Below are 15252 nucleotides of genomic sequence, written 5' to 3' on the forward strand. Positions count from 1 at the left end.
ACATGCATGCCGGATTTTGGCTGAAGGGAGTACTGCTAGCTTGTGGATTAGCGCTGGCTGGTGGGGTGCAGGCGAACATATCGACGGTGCCGGATGTAACGTATGAAGCGTTGGGTCTGGATCGTAGCAAGGCGACGCCGAAAGAGACGCACGAAGCGTTGGTGAAGCGTTACAAGGATCCGGCGCAAGGGGCGGGTAAGGGCACGATGGGGGAATACTGGGAGCCGATACCGTACAGCATGTACCTGGATCCGGCCACGTTTTACAAGCCACCGACCTCAATGCGCGACAAGGCGAGCCGGAAGGAATGTGTAGAATGCCACACAGATGAGTCGCCGGTATGGGTACAGGCGTGGAAGCGCAGCACCCATGCGAACCTGGACAAGGTTCGCAAACTGCAGCCGAGTGATCCGACCTACTACAAGAAAGCCAAGTTAGAAGAAGTCGAAGCCAATCTGCGTTCGATGGGTAAGTTAGGCGAGAAAGAACCTTTGAAAGAAGTTGGCTGTATAGACTGTCACGTATCGATCAATGCGGACTCGAAGCAAAAGATTGATCACAGCAAAGACCTGATCATGCCGACAGCAGATGTTTGTGGTGCCTGCCACCTGCGTGAATTTGCCGAACGTGAATCCGAGCGTGACACCATGATCTGGCCGAATGGACAATGGCCGGACGGACGTCCATCCCATGCGCTTGACTACAGCGCCAACGTTGAGACCACCGTCTGGGCCGCGATGCCGCAAAGAGAAGTTGCGGAAGGCTGCACCATGTGCCATACCAACCAGAACAAATGTGACTCCTGCCATACACGTCACGAATTTTCTGCAGCCGAATCGCGCAAACCGGAAGCGTGCGCCACCTGCCACAGCGGAGTAGACCACAACAACTGGGAAACCTATTCCATGTCCAAGCACGGCAAGATGGTTGCCATGCTGGGCGATAAATGGAACTGGGAAGCACCGCTGAAAGATGCCTACGCTGTTGGTGGACAAAATGCACCGACCTGTGCGGGTTGCCATTTCGAGTATGAAGGCGAATACACCCACAACATCACACGCAAGATTCGTTGGGCGAACTACCCATTTGTTCCGGGCATTGCAGAAAACATCACCAGCGACTGGTCAGAAGCACGGCTTGACTCCTGGGTTGTCACCTGCACCCAGTGTCACTCCGAACGTTTTGCCCGCTCCTACCTGGAACTGATGGACAAAGGCACACTGGAAGGATTGGCCAAATATCAGGAAGCCCATGAACTGGTTGAAAAGCTGTACAAGGCAGGCAACCTGACGGGACAGAAAACCAATCGTCCTGCTCCTCCGGAGCCAGAGAAACCTGGTTTCCATATTTTCACCCAGCTCTTCTGGTCGAAAGGCAACAACCCGGCCTCGATCGAACTGAAAGTACTGGAAATGGCTGAAAACGACCTGGCAAAAATGCACGTTGGTCTGGCGCATACCAACCCGGGTGGCTGGACCTATACCGAAGGTTGGGGTCCGATCAACCGTGCCTATGTTGAAATTCAGGATGAACACACCAAAATGCAGGAAATGGCTGCTCTGCAGGAACGGGTGAACAAACTGGAGAGCAAGAAAACCAGCCTGCTGGACATCACGACCCCTGAGGACAAAATCTCCCTGGGTGGACTGGGTGGTGGCATGCTGCTCGCGGGCACACTGGCCTTGCTTGGCTGGCGCAGCCGCAAGCAGAAACAGGCTTGAGCGAGCCACTGACGACTGGCCAGCGCGCGCGAGCGGGCTGGCTGGACAAGATCCTCCCGTTACTCGGCATCCTGCTGGTAACGGGAGGATTTATTTTACTCGCCTGGTTTTCCTGGCTATGGTTCACTCCTGGAACGGCCCCATATCAGTATCAATTGCTGGAGACGGGAGATAGCAGCAAATTTCCGCAACTGGAACTGAGCGCATAGCCTGACCTGACCATTGATCAATACGAAGTGCGTGTACCGGAGGTAGACCAGGTCGTTGCCTACGCCTATTTTGGACGGCGTGCGAAACATCCCCCGGTGTTGCTTGACTGGCAGAATCTCACCAGCGAACCGCTATTAATACTTGATCGCAAACCAGCTGAATTGAGTGCACTGGCGGCGGCTATTGAGAAACATGCCGCAGCAGATGCCACGATACTTGCCTGGTGGGACACCTCCGCGCAACTGGCCTTACTGACCGGACGTCATGTCCTGTCCCGCAGCCCGTTACATGAACCGCTCATTATCCCGGAAGTCTGGCAGACACAGCGCGCTGCCATCCTTGATTACGAGAGTGAACAGGTTGCCACCGTAGTGAGTGATGAAGAGCGCACCCAGTTTCAGCGTTTCACCCACGCACTGGCCCAACCGCATGAAATCGGACTGGCTGAATTGCGCGCATTAAGTGATCCTGAGCGGGAAACCTACCTGGTAGTACACGTCACCGACCTGTACAAACTGGGATTGCTATACCCGGAAAAACTCGGAGTAGCTTACAAAAACTACCGCATGACCGGTAACATTCACGGCATGATCAGCCACCTCAAAACTGAAATGGGGCGGCGCGGCTACACCACCTACACCCCTGCAATCACTATCGGAAGAACTGATTCGTGCTTTTTTTCTGACAGATGAAGCGAGTGACCAGACCCTGATTGCACCGCTACTGCCCCTAACCGACCGACCGCCGCCGCTGGAACTTGACACCCCGAGACTGATCTACCAGCAAGGTGGGTATTGGGTATACAGACTGCTGGCAGAGCCATCCGATCAGAGTGGAGAATGATTACGGGATACCCTGTTTGCAATGATTTACAGCCTGTCGTGATCGGGTACAATAGCGGACGGCGAGCGAATCGCAGGTCATTTTGATAAAACCAGGACAGTTGCAAACCAATTAGTCGCCCGAAAAACAGGCGACTAACTGGCGACTTGACCAACCGTCCCCCACAAAAGGAGAAACAATGAAACTCATCACTACCGCCAAACTGCTGGCGGTCGCGCTCATCACCCTGATAGCTGGCAACCTCATGGCAGCGGAAGCACCGTTTGAAGGCCGCAAGAAATGCAGCTCGTGCCACAAGGCGCAGGCGAAATCCTGGAACAGCACGGCGCATGCCAGTGCGATGAAATCACTAGAACCCAATGTCAAAAAAGAAGCCAAGATCAAAGCCAAACTTGATCCGGCCAAAGACTACACCCAAGACAAAGACTGTGTAGGTTGCCATGTAGATGGTTTTAACAAAAAGGCGGCTACAACATCGACGCCCCGAACAAAATGCTGGCAGCGGTTGGTTGTGAATCCTGCCATGGTGCTGGGCGACAATATCGTGGTGATCATCGCAAGGCGGGACAAACCTTTGAGAAATCCGGCAAGACCACCCCGCGTAAAACACTGGCGGACAAAGGACAGGACTTCCATTTTGAAGAAAGCTGCAATGCCTGCCACCTGAATTACGAAGGTTCTCCGTGGAAAGGTGCCAAACCGCCTTATACCCCGTTTACACCAGATGTGGACGCGAAATATACTTTTAAATTTGATGAAATGGTCAAAAACGAAAAAGCCATGCACGAACATTACAAACTGGATGGTGTTTTTAGCGGAGAGCCTAAATTCAAATATCACGACGAATTTCAGGCCAGTGCTAAAGAAACCAAAAAAGGAAAAGACTGATGACTACTCTACAGAAAGGATCGATAGGCACTCTGCTGGTAGGCGGATTGCTGGGTATTGTGTTGCTGGTAGTTGTATTTGGTGGAGAAGCGGCATTATCCACCGAAGAATTCTGCACCAGCTGTCATTCCATGACCTACCCGCAGGAAGAACTCAAACGTTCCACCCATTATGGCGCGCTGGGGTCAATCCTGGCTGTAAGGACTGCCATATTCCGCAAGGGATAGAAAACTTCCATCTGGCGGTAGCCACACACATAGTGGATGGCGCGCGCGAGCTATATCTGGAACTGGTGAATGATTATTCCACGCTGGAGAAATTCAACGAGCGTAGATTGATCATGGCACATGATGCACGCATGAATCTTAAGAAGTGGGATAGCATCACTTGCCGTACCTGTCACAAAAACCCGAATCCGCCCGGAGAAGATGCCCAGGCTGCCCATAAGAAAATGGAGACAGAGGGCGCGACCTGCATAGATTGTCATCAGAATCTGGTGCATGAAGAAGCGCCCATGACCGATCTGAACGCTAGTCTGGCTACTGGGAAAATGGTACTGAAACCAGAAGACGAAGAGGATGATGACGACGAAGACGAAGACGAAGACGAAGACGAAGACGATGAAAATGCTGAAGAAAGTGATACAGCAGTCGAGTCTTCTGATGAAGATGACTCCGAAGATGATGATGAGTAAGGTTTGAAAGTTAACCTATAACTAAATAACGAGCTATAACCGGTTTTTCTACTCGGTATTTGTAGTTTAACTGGTGGATAGCTCGTTTTTGTTAGATGGTCTGTATTTAAGATAAGTCACCAATATCATATTGAATTAATGTTTTCCGCGTAAGTTATTTGCGATGACAGCTAAACTTTATATTAAGACGTTCGGATGTCAGATGAACGAGTATGACTCTGCCAAAATGGCATCCCTGCTGCATGCTGAAAAAGGGATGGAAAGAACAGAAATTCCTGATGAGGCTGATTTGATTTTGTTTAATACCTGTTCAGTTCGGGAAAAAGCGCAGGAAAAGGTTTTTCACGACTTGGGTCGCGTGAGACATCTTAAAAACAGTAATCCAAATTTGTTGATAGGTGTTGGTGGATGCGTTGCCAGCCAGGAAGGTGCCGAGATCATCAAACGTGCCCCGTTTGTTGATTTGGTATTTGGACCCCAGACGTTGCATCGATTACCCGCCCTGATCGATGCTCGCCATGAAACAGGGCGCCCACAAATTGATATCTCCTTTCCCGAAATAGAAAAATTCGATTATCTGCCATCCGCACGCACCGAAGGTGCTACTGCATTCGTATCTATTATGGAAGGGTGTAGTAAATATTGTAGTTTTTGCGTGGTTCCCTACACAAGAGGAGAAGAAGTTTCCAGACCGCTTGATGATGTATTGACAGAAATTGCTGAATTAGCGATTCAAGGTGTCAAGGAAATTACGCTGCTAGGACAGAATGTCAATGCGTATACTGGAAAAACAGCAGAGAATACCGTAGCGGATTTTGCTTTGTTACTCGATTATATTCAAGATATTCCAGGTATTGAACGCATCCGATTTACAACCTCACATCCGCGCGAATTTACCACGCGCTTGATCGATATCTATAAATCGTTGCCAAAATTGGTGAATCATGTACATCTTCCGGTGCAATCAGGTTCGGATCGAATTCTAGCTGCCATGAAGCGTGGATATACCGTTGTGGAATATAAGAATATTATTCATAAACTACGAGCCTTAAGACCGCAACTATCTGTTTCTTCAGATTTTATTGTTGGATTTCCAGGTGAAACTGATGCTGATTTTGCTGCAACTATCAAGTTGATTGAAGAGGTTAACTTTGATGAATCTTATAGCTTTATATATAGCGCTCGTCCTGGAACACCGGCAGCAGATTTTATAGACGATACACCCCATGAAGTTAAACTGAGTCGTCTACATCAGCTACAGGCAAAGATTCAGCAGCAAGCTGATGCCATCAGCCAGGGTATGATTGGGACTAATCAACGCGTATTGGTGGAAGGTATCTCAAAGAAAAATAATGGTGAATATTATGGGAAAACGGATAATAATAGAACGGTTAATTTTCCCGGAGATGTCAATTTAATAGGCTCCTTTGCCAATATTGAAATTACGCAAGCGTTAACCCATACATTACGCGGTATTTTGTGTGCTAAATAGTTAACTAATTGAAATCTGAGCCTGTAGAGATATCTTTTTCACCTGCTGATAATCAGCGTCTCGCTAATCTTTGTGGCGTATTAGATGAAAATCTTAAGCAGATGGAGAACGCATTTGATGTGGAGATTTCCCATCGTGGGGAGCATTTCAGCCTGTATGGCGCTGTTGATCAAACGCGACTTGCGGTGAAGGCGCTGAAAAGCTTCTATAGTCAATCCGGGCAGCATATCAGTATTGAGCAGATCCAACTAGGTCTGACTGAGATCAAGAATCATGCTTCTGAGAGCCAGGCGCAGCCAGAACTTCCATCTCAAATTCATTCAGCACTTTCCCCATCACTTATTACTCGTCGTGGCAGCATTGCCGGCCGTACTTTACGTCAGACAGTTTATCTGCAGCAAATTCAGACGCATGATATTACTTTTGGTATAGGGCCAGCGGGAACGGGAAAAACCTATCTTGCCGTTGCAAGTGCGGTGGATGCACTGGAGCGAGAGACTGTTAGTCGAATTATCCTGGTGCGTCCAGCAGTAGAAGCGGGAGAGAATTTAGGGTTTCTGCCAGGCGATATGGTTCAGAAAGTTGACCCTTATTTGCGGCCGCTCTACGATGCTCTGTATGAGCTGATGGGATTCGATAAAACTGGAAAACAGTTTGAGCGAGGTGCGATTGAGATAGCTCCATTGGCTTTTATGCGCGGGCGAACACTTAACCGGTCTTTTATTATTTTGGATGAAGCGCAAAACACGACTCCCACTCAGATGAAAATGTTTCTAACCCGTATCGGTTTTGGCTCCAAAGCGGTGATTACGGGTGATACTACACAGATCGATTTACCTAAAAATCAAAAAAGTGGTTTGATTGAAGCGGAACAAGTGCTAAATGATATTAGAGGCATCGCTTTCACGCGCTTTAAAACTGATGACGTGGTGCGTCATCCTTTGGTACAGCGGATTGTAGATGCTTACGAAAGGCATACCGCCGATCAACAGCCTCTTTGATACTTTATGGTGGCTAAAACAGAGTTAACCCTGGCAATACAATATGTGGTAGATAAATCTGGCTTACCTGATAAACAAATGTTTACTAAATGGGCGCAGGCCACGCTACGGAAACCGGCAGAGGTCACAATACGTCTGGTTGATCAGCAAGAGGGAGAGTCACTTAACCGCCAATTCCGTGGCAAGCACACAGCTACTAATATACTGACGTTTGTCTATGTTAACGACATATTTATACATGGCGACATTGCACTATGTGTGCCGGTTATCCACGCTGAATCGATACAGCAACAAAAAAGTCTGGAATCACATTATGCCCACCTGACTGTCCACGGGCTGCTTCACTTGCAGGGTTTTGATCATTTAGATGATGTTGAGGCTGCAACAATGGAAGCACTCGAAATTGATATTTTGAGTAAACTTGGATTCTCTAATCCCTACGATATCGTATAACTTATTATTTATTTTTATAAAACATAAGATACACCTACCTGTTTTTCTCTCTATTGGATATCCATGCCACCATTTAATCTTGTCACGTTAATATTTTTTCATGAATGATTCTATGTCCAAGAGTAGTTGGTTTGAACGTGTCGGCACGTTGCTGTTGCGTAAACCTGAAGATCGTGAACAGCTGATTACTCTGCTCCATTCCGCTTATGAGCGTGATCTGCTTGATGCGGATGCATTGACTATGATCGAAGGTGTGCTCCACGTCTCAGAAATGCAAGTACGCGATATCATGGTGCCTCGTTCGCAAATGGATACTATTGATATTGGTGATAAACCCGAGGAATTTATTCCGTTTGTGATTGAAGCTGCCCATTCTCGTTTTCCAGTGACAGATGGCAGTAAAGACCAGGTTGTCGGTATTTTGCTGGCTAAAGATTTGCTGCGCTACTACGCTGACGCAGGAGAATTCAATGTGCGTGATATGTTGCGACCTGTGGTGCACATACCCGAATCCAAACGATTGAATATTTTATTGAAGGATTTTCGTGGGAACCGAAACCATATGGCAATTGTGGTTGACGAATATGGTGGTATTGCTGGATTGGTGACAATTGAGGATGTTCTCGAACAGATCGTAGGCGAAATTGAGGATGAATATGATTTTGATGAGGCCGGCGATTATATTGTTGCAGATACTAATGGGTATTACCGGGTGAAGGCAATTGCTGAGATTGTGAGTTTCAATGAAACCTTGGGCGCAGATTTTAGTGATAAAGAGTTTGATACGATTGGTGGTTATGTTATTCATCAATTTGGTCGATTACCCAAAAATGATGAGTCAATCGTGATTGATCAGTTCCAATTTACAGTTTTGAGGGCAGATAGTCGTCGTTTACATTTATTGAAGGTTGAGAGAATAGACGCAGATCCAGATATGAAAACAGATGAGGCTGAATCTAATACATTGAATCAATAACTTAGTTTATTTATGCGGTATCAGATACCGTAGCCGGACATGTTTATCAAATAACGCCCTTCGAATACTTGAGATCAACCATTCAGAAATTGGATAATGTTTCCTTCCAAGACCGGTCATCATAATTATCGCCAAAGCGGCCAAGATAATTGACGCGAGACATGATTGTGAACAATCAGCGGTGACTGCTGGGCGGGAAAAACCGTCTTCTTCGGAAATATTTCCTAAAAATCATAAATGGGCGTGTTGCTGGCGATATCGCTCGGCTATGTTTTACTCAGGGTGATCAGGAATCAGGCGGATTGAGGGTGAAAATGGGGTTTTCGGGCAGACACTAGTTAAAGTTTCGAGGTGGCAGACATACCATTTTGCTTCTGCAGGAATGGTATGTCTTAATAGTAAAATAGTGATTAATGTCCGGTGGCGAAGTCTATCAATTTCTGAAAACTGAATAAATAGTCCTGCTGTTGTAGTGGAGTGTGACACTGTACGCAGTTCAGGTCATTTACTTTTATCGTGCCATCTGGATTGTAGACGGCGAAACCCCAGTCTCCTGTACGATCAGAGGTCTGATAAGCGCTATCCCAGTTATTTCTTTTTTCCATGACGGCTACAGCTGCGAGCTTGTCGATTTCGAAAAGACCGTCCTGCCCGGATATTATCTTGTCGCTGATATCCTTTTTAGGTTCATAGATTTCCATGATGACGATCGAACCCGGAGCTGCTTCTTCGCCTTTCTTATAGCTCTCCACAGCGATCTGGTTGGCGTAGAATTTTGCTACCTGAGTTTGATTGGCACGGTTGGCGACACTATATTGAGAAAAAATCTGCTCATAGCCCTCCGGCAGTTTGACGAAATCCGGGTTTCCGCCACCATTGGCATGGAATGGCAGCAACAAAGTCATCAGGGTAATAGTCCATATTCTTGATTTCATTTACGCTTCTCCTCATTATTGAATTGATGATCAAAAACGGTCGGGAGTAGCGGATGGGCAACTCTCGCCGTTTTCGATTTCATTATAGACATACAGACTGAAACTCGAAAGCAGCCATTTTGATTAATTGCTATTTCTGCTCTCAGCGTTGCTGATACGTGTGGTTTCTGATTCGATCCATACTTCCATTTTCTGAATCAGTTGGGTGGGTTCCATACCAGCCGGGTTGATGGGCTCACCGATACTGACCGTGATCGTGCCAGGGTATTTGATGAAGGAGTTTTTCCCCCAGAATTCACCCGCATTATGCGCAACGGGGACAATCAGCGCATTGGCATGTACCGCAAGCCAGGCACCGCCGATGCGGTATTTCCCCTTGCTTCCAGGAGGAACCCGCGTGCCTTCTGGAAAGACTACAATCCAGAAATTCTGTTTCAATCGTTCCTTACCTTGCTCGACAATCTGCTCCAGTGCGGCTTTACCCGCGCTGCGGTCGATGGCAATCGGGTTAGTCATTGCCAGCCCCCAGCCAAAGAAAGGAATGCGCAGTAATTCCTTTTTGAGTACCCAGACTTGCGGTGGGAAGATCTGCTGTAAGGCGAGTGTTTCCCAGGCAGATTGATGTTTGGATAGAATGATGCCGGGTTGTCCGGGTATGTTCTCCCGACCAATAACGCGATAGTGCAGACCGCAGATATGCCATAACAGGAGCAGCATCAGCCGGGTCCAGCCGTAGGTGACGCGATAGCGCTGATGGGGAGAAAGCGGATAACAGGCGAGCGTAACCAGTGCATACGGTGGCGTGATAATCGCCTGCAGCAACAGGTAAACCAGCGAGCGGGCACCCGCAAGCCACTTCTTTCTATGCGCCAATGCCAAGACTATCCACCACTGCAGCCAGATTCAGAAAAATTTGCGTGCCTTCAGGCAATTCTCCGGTTTTGTAAGTATTTTCGCCATGTCCGGTCAGTACCAGCACCGGTATGGCTCCCGCTTTGGCAGCCGCCTGCAGGTCGCGAGGTGAATCACCCACAGCCAGTATACGATCGAGCCCGATACCATAGCGTTGACTAATTTCCTCGAACATGCCGATACCGGGTTTGCGACAGGCGCATTGGTCGCTCTCAGCATGAGGGCAGAAAAATAGCGAATCAATTCTTCCACCTGCCTGCTGCACCATGCGAAACATCTTGTCGTTAATCGCGTTTAACGTGCTCATGTCGTGTAATCCACGACCGATTGTTGCGCAATTCATCGCAATGACTACCCGGTAACCGGCGTGTGTCAAACGTGCAATTGCCCGCAGGCTTTCCGGAATCGGTAGCCATTCGTCGGGTGATTTAATATAGGTATCACGTACCTGACTGATGACGCCATTCTGGTCGAGAATGATCAGTTTCATGGCAAATTTACCCTGCAAGACAGGCAATATCCGCTACCCGGTTCATTGCAGTTTGTAATTTTTCCAGTAGGGCAATGCGTGATTGCCGTAACAGCGGGTCTTCGCAGTTGACCAATACCTGATCAAAGAAATGGTCTACCGGATCCTTCAACGCCGCTAATTTTTGCAATGCACTGAAATAATCTCCGTTGGCAAAACCATTATCAACATCTTTTTCAATCGTGGAGAGAACCTGATAGAGGGTGATTTCTGCTGGTTCCTGTAGATTGTCCTGCTGCAGCGGCATGATTGGATCAGTTGATTTTTTGAGAATATTGCCAACACGCTTGTTTGCCGATGCCAGACTGGCCGCTTCCGGTAATGTTGTAAAAGCCCGCACGGCCGCGAGACGCTTGGGAATATCATCCAGACGCTGTGGCTGCAGGCTGAGTACGGCTTCGATTTCCTGCGGTCGATAACCTTGTTCACGTAGATTATAAGCAAGCCGGTCAAAAAGGAATTCCTTCAGTTGCGCAGTGAGCTGTGCTGAAACTGGCCGCGCCTGGCTAGTGCTCGGATCGCCAAGAATATCCATCGCTGTTGAGAGCAATGCATCGAGCTGCAGCGGCAGGTTTTTTTCAATCAAGATTCGGATGATACCAAGAGCATGTCTGCGCAACGCATAAGGATCCTTATCCCCACTTGGGGCAAGTCCGATGCTGAACATGCTGACCAGGGTTTCCAGTTTATCAGCAAGCGCCACGCATACTCCAACCGGGTTTCGTGGCAGTTGGTCTCCGGAAAACCGGGGTTTGTAATGATCCTCGATGGCAAAGGCGATGGTATCGGTAATGCCTTCGTATTGGGCGTAGTAACGTCCCATAATTCCCTGCAGCTCAGGAAACTCGCCTACCATGTCCGTCAACAGATCCACCTTTGCAAGACTGGCAGCCTGTTTTGCCTGTTTTGCCAGCTCATCGCCACCCAGTTGATTGGCGAATGCCTGCGCGAGTTGACACAGATAGGCAATGCGCTCTCCTTGTGAACCTAGCTGATGGTGGTAAACAACCTTGTCAAGGCCGGGCAGACGCGAGGCTAGAGTAGTTTTTCGATCCTTCTCAAAGAAAAACTGTGCATCCGCAAGTCTTGAGCGGACGACGCGCTCGTTGCCGGTGATTATCGCGGTTGCATCAGTTGGTGTGATATTGGCAGCGATCAGGAAGCGATTGGCGAGCTGACCAGCGGTATCCATCAGTGGGAAGTATTTCTGATTGGCCTTCATCGTCAGAATCAGACATTCTGCAGGTATCTGCAGGAATTTTTCCGGAAATGTTCCGGTGAGGATATTGGGGCGCTCGACCAGTGCAGTCACTTCATCAAGCAAAGCATCATCCTCGATTACGGTCAAACCAAGGCTGTTAGCGGTGTCTCGTAATCCGTTCCAGATGAGTTCGCGACGTCGGTCGAAATGAGGGATTACCGCACCATCGGTTTGCAGGCGTGCTTCATAATGATCTGCATCATCGATCACAAGTTGATCGGCTTTGGACTCGAAGCGGTGCCCCTGTGTCACATTGTTTGCAACCAGTCCAAACGCCCGAATTGGAACGACTACATTCCCATGCAACGCCAGCAATTTATGTACAGGCCGCACGAAATTCACATTCTGCCAGCCATCAGCCAATTGATAGGCCATTACCTTGGGAATCGGCAGTTGCTGTATGACCTCATCAAGGGCAATTTGCAAGCCTTCAGTCAGAAATTTTCCGGGCTGGATGCGATCCAGAAACAATACCTCGGATTTTGCTTCGCACACCTTCCTGAGTTGTGATACATCTGTCTCCTCCGCACCAAGCGCCGCCAGTTTCTTCAGCAGGGCAGGCGTTGCCTGACCCTGTACATCCAGGCCAACCTGAATTGGCATCAGTTTTTGCGAGATAAGTTGTTCGGGGGCTTGCGTCAGTATTGCTGTCATGTGGACAGCCAGTCGCCTGGGTGTGGCGAATATTGTCGTATGGGATGATTCCGTTACGAGATTCTGCCCACGCAGACTTTTTTCGATGCCTGCTGCAAATGCTGCAGCGAGTTTTTTGAGTGCCTTGGGCGGCAGTTCTTCCGTTAGCAGTTCGATCAGTAGATTGGGAGAATTCATGCGGACGCGGTATGTAATTGCTCAAGCAGTTCTTCTACCCATTCCCTGGGTGCCAGTGGAAAGGGGGGGTGCAGACGTGCGCGACTGTCGTGATAGGCATTCGCAACACGTCGCGCCAGGTTGCGAATGCGCGTGATATAAGCGGCACGTTCAGTTACCGATATGACGTTGCGTGCATCGAGCAGATTGAATGTATGTGCTGCTTTTAACAATTGCTCATAGGCGGGTAATGCGAGTTGTACATCCATCAGGTGGTTGCATTGCATTTCATACTCGCCAAAGGCAAGCAATAGAAAACGGATATCACTGTATTCAAAGTTATAGGTGGATTGTTCCACTTCATTCTGGTGATAGACATCGCGATAACTGAGTCCTTTGGTCCAGGTAAGATCAAATACATTTTCTACGCCCTGCAAATACATGGCCAGGCGCTCCAATCCATAGGTGATTTCACCGGTGATTGGCCGGCAGTTTAGCCCGCCTACTTGTTGAAAATAAGTGAATTGCGTTACCTCCATGCCATTTAGCCATACCTCCCAGCCTAACCCCCAGGCACCCAGTGTGGGATTTTCCCAATCATCCTCTACCAGACGCACATCGTTCTGCTGCAGATCCAGCCCCAATGTTTTTAGAGAGCAGAAATATAGATCCAGAATATCGCGTGGCGCAGGTTTGAGAACGACTTGGAACTGATAATAATGCTGTAACCGGTTAGGATTGTCGCCATAACGCCCATCTTTAGGACGACGTGAGGGCTGCACATAAGCCGCCTTCCATGGTTCAGGGCCGATGGCCCGTAGAAATGTGGCGGTATGGCTTGTACCTGCACCGACTTCCATATCGTAGGGTTGTAGAAGGGCACATCCCTGCTGTCCCCAGTATTGCTGCAGTGTCAGGATGATTTCCTGAAAAGTAGGTGCAGTCATGCTCTTACCTGTATGGTTTAAAACACGACGATTCTACAGGTTTTTGCGGGATGCCGAAAATACCATGATGCCACCTGTTAGCAATAGCAGGCCGATCAGACTCAGGACCGGTCCGTTGCCATACCGTACGTACGGAGTGCTGCCACTGAACCCCTGTACTTCCCCATTTAGCACGCCGGTCGTAAACATTTCCAGCGTTTGTAGCACCTGGCCACGTTCATTTATGATTGCGGTGACACCTGTATTGGTGGCGCGAAGCATGTAGCGTCCGGTTTCGAGTGCGCGCATTTGCGAAATCTGTAAATGCTGCCAGGGGCCGATTGACTGCCCAAACCAGGCGTCGTTGCTGACATTTACCAGTAGTTCGGCTTCGGGTAGTTGCCAGATGATTTCTTCACCAAATACGTCTTCATAACAGATATTGATCGCCACTTGTCTGCCCGCAAGCTGCATCGGCTGCTGGTTTTTGCTGCCACGGGAAAAATCTGATAATGGGATATTCAGCACCTCGACAATACGCCCAAATACTGGTTTTAGTGGAATATATTCTCCAAATGGAACCAAATGATGCTTGCGGTATTTTTGTTCGGGTGATGTTCCAAAACTAAACATCGTATTGTAATACTCGCCATCAGTTGCCCCCCGTTCCACCATACCAATCAGTACATCTCCCTGATTGCGTCGGGCATGATCTGCGAAAATCGATCGATATGAGGCGGGTAATTCTTCGCTGAACAATGGAAACGAGATTTCAGGCGTGATGATCAGCTGGGTCGAGCTCTCATTCACCAGCTGCAGGTAAGTCTGCAAAGACGTCAGTGTGTGATCGGGGCGCCATTTTAGATCCTGCGAAATATTGCCCTGTAGCAGGCTTACCTTGATAGGTTCACCGGATGGCGTAACCCAGCTGACCTGATGTAATCCCCATCCGACTAACCAGATTGCAATCAGTGGCAGACCAAATTTCCAGTTTCGCCATCGTTCCTGCCAGCAGGCTAGCCATGAAGCGGTCAATACCAGCAAGAAAGAAACGCCGTATACGCCAATAATTGATGCAAAACCGGATAGCGGACTGGCCGGTGCCTGAGAGTAACCGACTGCCAGCCATGGAAAACCGGTAAATAGCACACCCCGTAACCATTCACTTAATGTCCAGAGAGCAGCAATGATCCACGGCCAAACCAGTGGTCTGCGCAAAGCAGCAATACTGGCAATACCGGCAGCCAGGCCGGGAAATAGGGAAAGATAGATGCATAGTAGTATCAGCGCAATGATTGCGAGTGGCGGTGGCATACTTCCAAAATCATGTAGGCTGATGTAGAGCCAGCTTACACCCACGCCAAATAATCCCATGGCAAAACTGAAACTGATCAAGATTGTCTGAAAAGAGGAGGTGGTTTGACGCAGTAATATGCTCAGCAATGCCAATGTGAGCAGTGGTAGCGGATAAAAATAGAGTGGTGCAAAACCTGGCACTGTCAGGACACCAAGCAGACAGGCGGATAAAAGTTTTGAGATGGGTTTCAAATTAGTCTGGTTAAACAAAAATTCTTGCACCCTCAATTGACTTGGAGATTATC

11 protein-coding genes and 3 pseudogenes are annotated in these 15252 nt (G+C 48.5%); 8 read left to right on the forward strand and 6 right to left on the reverse strand.

Annotated features, from left to right (window positions below):
• Positions 1 to 2: 2 nt before the first annotated feature.
• The 8 genes and pseudogenes from IPG31_12835 (at position 3) to IPG31_12870 (ending at position 8278) form a co-directional block, all read left to right on the forward strand.
• The gene (locus tag IPG31_12835) at positions 3 to 1721 is read left to right on the forward strand and encodes a hydroxylamine reductase (protein ID MBK6619188.1); all 1719 of its coding nucleotides are present in this window, start codon (positions 3 to 5) and stop codon (positions 1719 to 1721) included.
• A pseudogene (gene haoB, locus IPG31_12840) lies at positions 1718 to 2774 on the forward strand (hydroxylamine oxidation protein HaoB). The gene IPG31_12835 and the pseudogene haoB overlap by 4 nt, the downstream one beginning before the upstream one ends.
• Before the next feature lie 178 nt (positions 2775 to 2952).
• A pseudogene (locus IPG31_12845) lies at positions 2953 to 3662 on the forward strand (cytochrome C554).
• Positions 3662 to 4356, forward strand: a pseudogene (locus IPG31_12850) (NapC/NirT family cytochrome c). The pseudogenes IPG31_12845 and IPG31_12850 overlap by 1 nt, the downstream one beginning before the upstream one ends.
• 163 nt (positions 4357 to 4519) lie before the next feature.
• Complete coding sequence (gene miaB, locus IPG31_12855; protein ID MBK6619189.1) at positions 4520 to 5848, forward strand: tRNA (N6-isopentenyl adenosine(37)-C2)-methylthiotransferase MiaB; 1329 nt, start codon at positions 4520 to 4522, stop codon at positions 5846 to 5848.
• 8 nt (positions 5849 to 5856) lie between these two features.
• Positions 5857 to 6849, forward strand: coding sequence for a PhoH family protein (locus IPG31_12860; GenBank protein MBK6619190.1), 993 nt, complete (start codon positions 5857 to 5859; stop codon positions 6847 to 6849).
• Between the two features lie 6 nt (positions 6850 to 6855).
• Positions 6856 to 7302 carry an rRNA maturation RNase YbeY gene (gene ybeY / locus IPG31_12865; protein MBK6619191.1) on the forward strand — a complete coding sequence of 149 codons (447 nt, stop codon included), beginning with the start codon at positions 6856 to 6858 and terminating at the stop codon, positions 7300 to 7302.
• Between the two features lie 100 nt (positions 7303 to 7402).
• Entirely contained in the window at positions 7403 to 8278 is an 876-nt protein-coding gene (locus IPG31_12870) for a CBS domain-containing protein (protein ID MBK6619192.1), read from the forward strand.
• A gap of 410 nt (positions 8279 to 8688) precedes the next feature.
• On the opposite strand, the gene IPG31_12875 is transcribed toward IPG31_12870, so the two are convergent.
• The 6 genes from IPG31_12875 to lnt all read right to left on the reverse strand — a co-directional run bounded on the left by IPG31_12875 (position 8689) and on the right by lnt (position 15199).
• Positions 8689 to 9213: a cytochrome P460 family protein gene (locus tag IPG31_12875; protein MBK6619193.1), complete on the reverse strand. Its 525-nt coding sequence runs from the start codon at positions 9211 to 9213 to the stop codon at positions 8689 to 8691.
• Positions 9214 to 9336: 123 nt separating this feature from the next.
• Positions 9337 to 10086: a 1-acyl-sn-glycerol-3-phosphate acyltransferase gene (locus IPG31_12880; GenBank protein MBK6619194.1), complete on the reverse strand. Its 750-nt coding sequence runs from the start codon at positions 10084 to 10086 to the stop codon at positions 9337 to 9339.
• The gene (gene gmhB / locus IPG31_12885; GenBank protein ID MBK6619195.1) at positions 10076 to 10615 is read right to left on the reverse strand and encodes a D-glycero-beta-D-manno-heptose 1,7-bisphosphate 7-phosphatase; all 540 of its coding nucleotides are present in this window, start codon (positions 10613 to 10615) and stop codon (positions 10076 to 10078) included. The genes IPG31_12880 and gmhB overlap by 11 nt, the downstream gene beginning before the upstream one ends.
• Positions 10616 to 10622: 7 nt before the next feature.
• The gene (locus tag IPG31_12890; protein MBK6619196.1) at positions 10623 to 12746 is read right to left on the reverse strand and encodes a glycine--tRNA ligase subunit beta; all 2124 of its coding nucleotides are present in this window, start codon (positions 12744 to 12746) and stop codon (positions 10623 to 10625) included.
• Positions 12743 to 13672, reverse strand: a complete 930-nt coding sequence (locus tag IPG31_12895) for a glycine--tRNA ligase subunit alpha (GenBank protein ID MBK6619197.1) — start codon at positions 13670 to 13672, stop codon at positions 12743 to 12745. The genes IPG31_12890 and IPG31_12895 overlap by 4 nt, the downstream gene beginning before the upstream one ends.
• Positions 13673 to 13705: 33 nt before the next feature.
• Positions 13706 to 15199, reverse strand: a complete 1494-nt coding sequence (gene lnt / locus IPG31_12900) for an apolipoprotein N-acyltransferase (GenBank protein ID MBK6619198.1) — start codon at positions 15197 to 15199, stop codon at positions 13706 to 13708.
• Between the last annotated feature and the right edge of the window lie 53 nt (positions 15200 to 15252).

The sequence above is a fragment of the Nitrosomonas sp. genome, from assembly GCA_016703745.1.
Lineage (GTDB): Bacteria > Pseudomonadota > Gammaproteobacteria > Burkholderiales > Nitrosomonadaceae > Nitrosomonas.

What these genes read in the sequence shown, in the direction of transcription:
- IPG31_12835 (MBK6619188.1), top strand. Translation starts at nt 3, where the DNA reads ATGCATGCCGGATTTTGGCTGAAGGGAGTACTGCTAGCTTGTGGATTA.
- miaB (MBK6619189.1), top strand. Translation starts at nt 4,520, where the DNA reads ATGACAGCTAAACTTTATATTAAGACGTTCGGATGTCAGATGAACGAG.
- ybeY (MBK6619191.1), top strand. Translation starts at nt 6,856, where the DNA reads ATGGTGGCTAAAACAGAGTTAACCCTGGCAATACAATATGTGGTAGAT.
- IPG31_12870 (MBK6619192.1), top strand. Translation starts at nt 7,403, where the DNA reads ATGAATGATTCTATGTCCAAGAGTAGTTGGTTTGAACGTGTCGGCACG.
- IPG31_12875 (MBK6619193.1), bottom strand. Translation starts at nt 9,213, where the DNA reads ATGAAATCAAGAATATGGACTATTACCCTGATGACTTTGTTGCTGCCA.
- gmhB (MBK6619195.1), bottom strand. Translation starts at nt 10,615, where the DNA reads ATGAAACTGATCATTCTCGACCAGAATGGCGTCATCAGTCAGGTACGT.
- IPG31_12890 (MBK6619196.1), bottom strand. Translation starts at nt 12,746, where the DNA reads ATGAATTCTCCCAATCTACTGATCGAACTGCTAACGGAAGAACTGCCG.
- IPG31_12895 (MBK6619197.1), bottom strand. Translation starts at nt 13,672, where the DNA reads ATGACTGCACCTACTTTTCAGGAAATCATCCTGACACTGCAGCAATAC.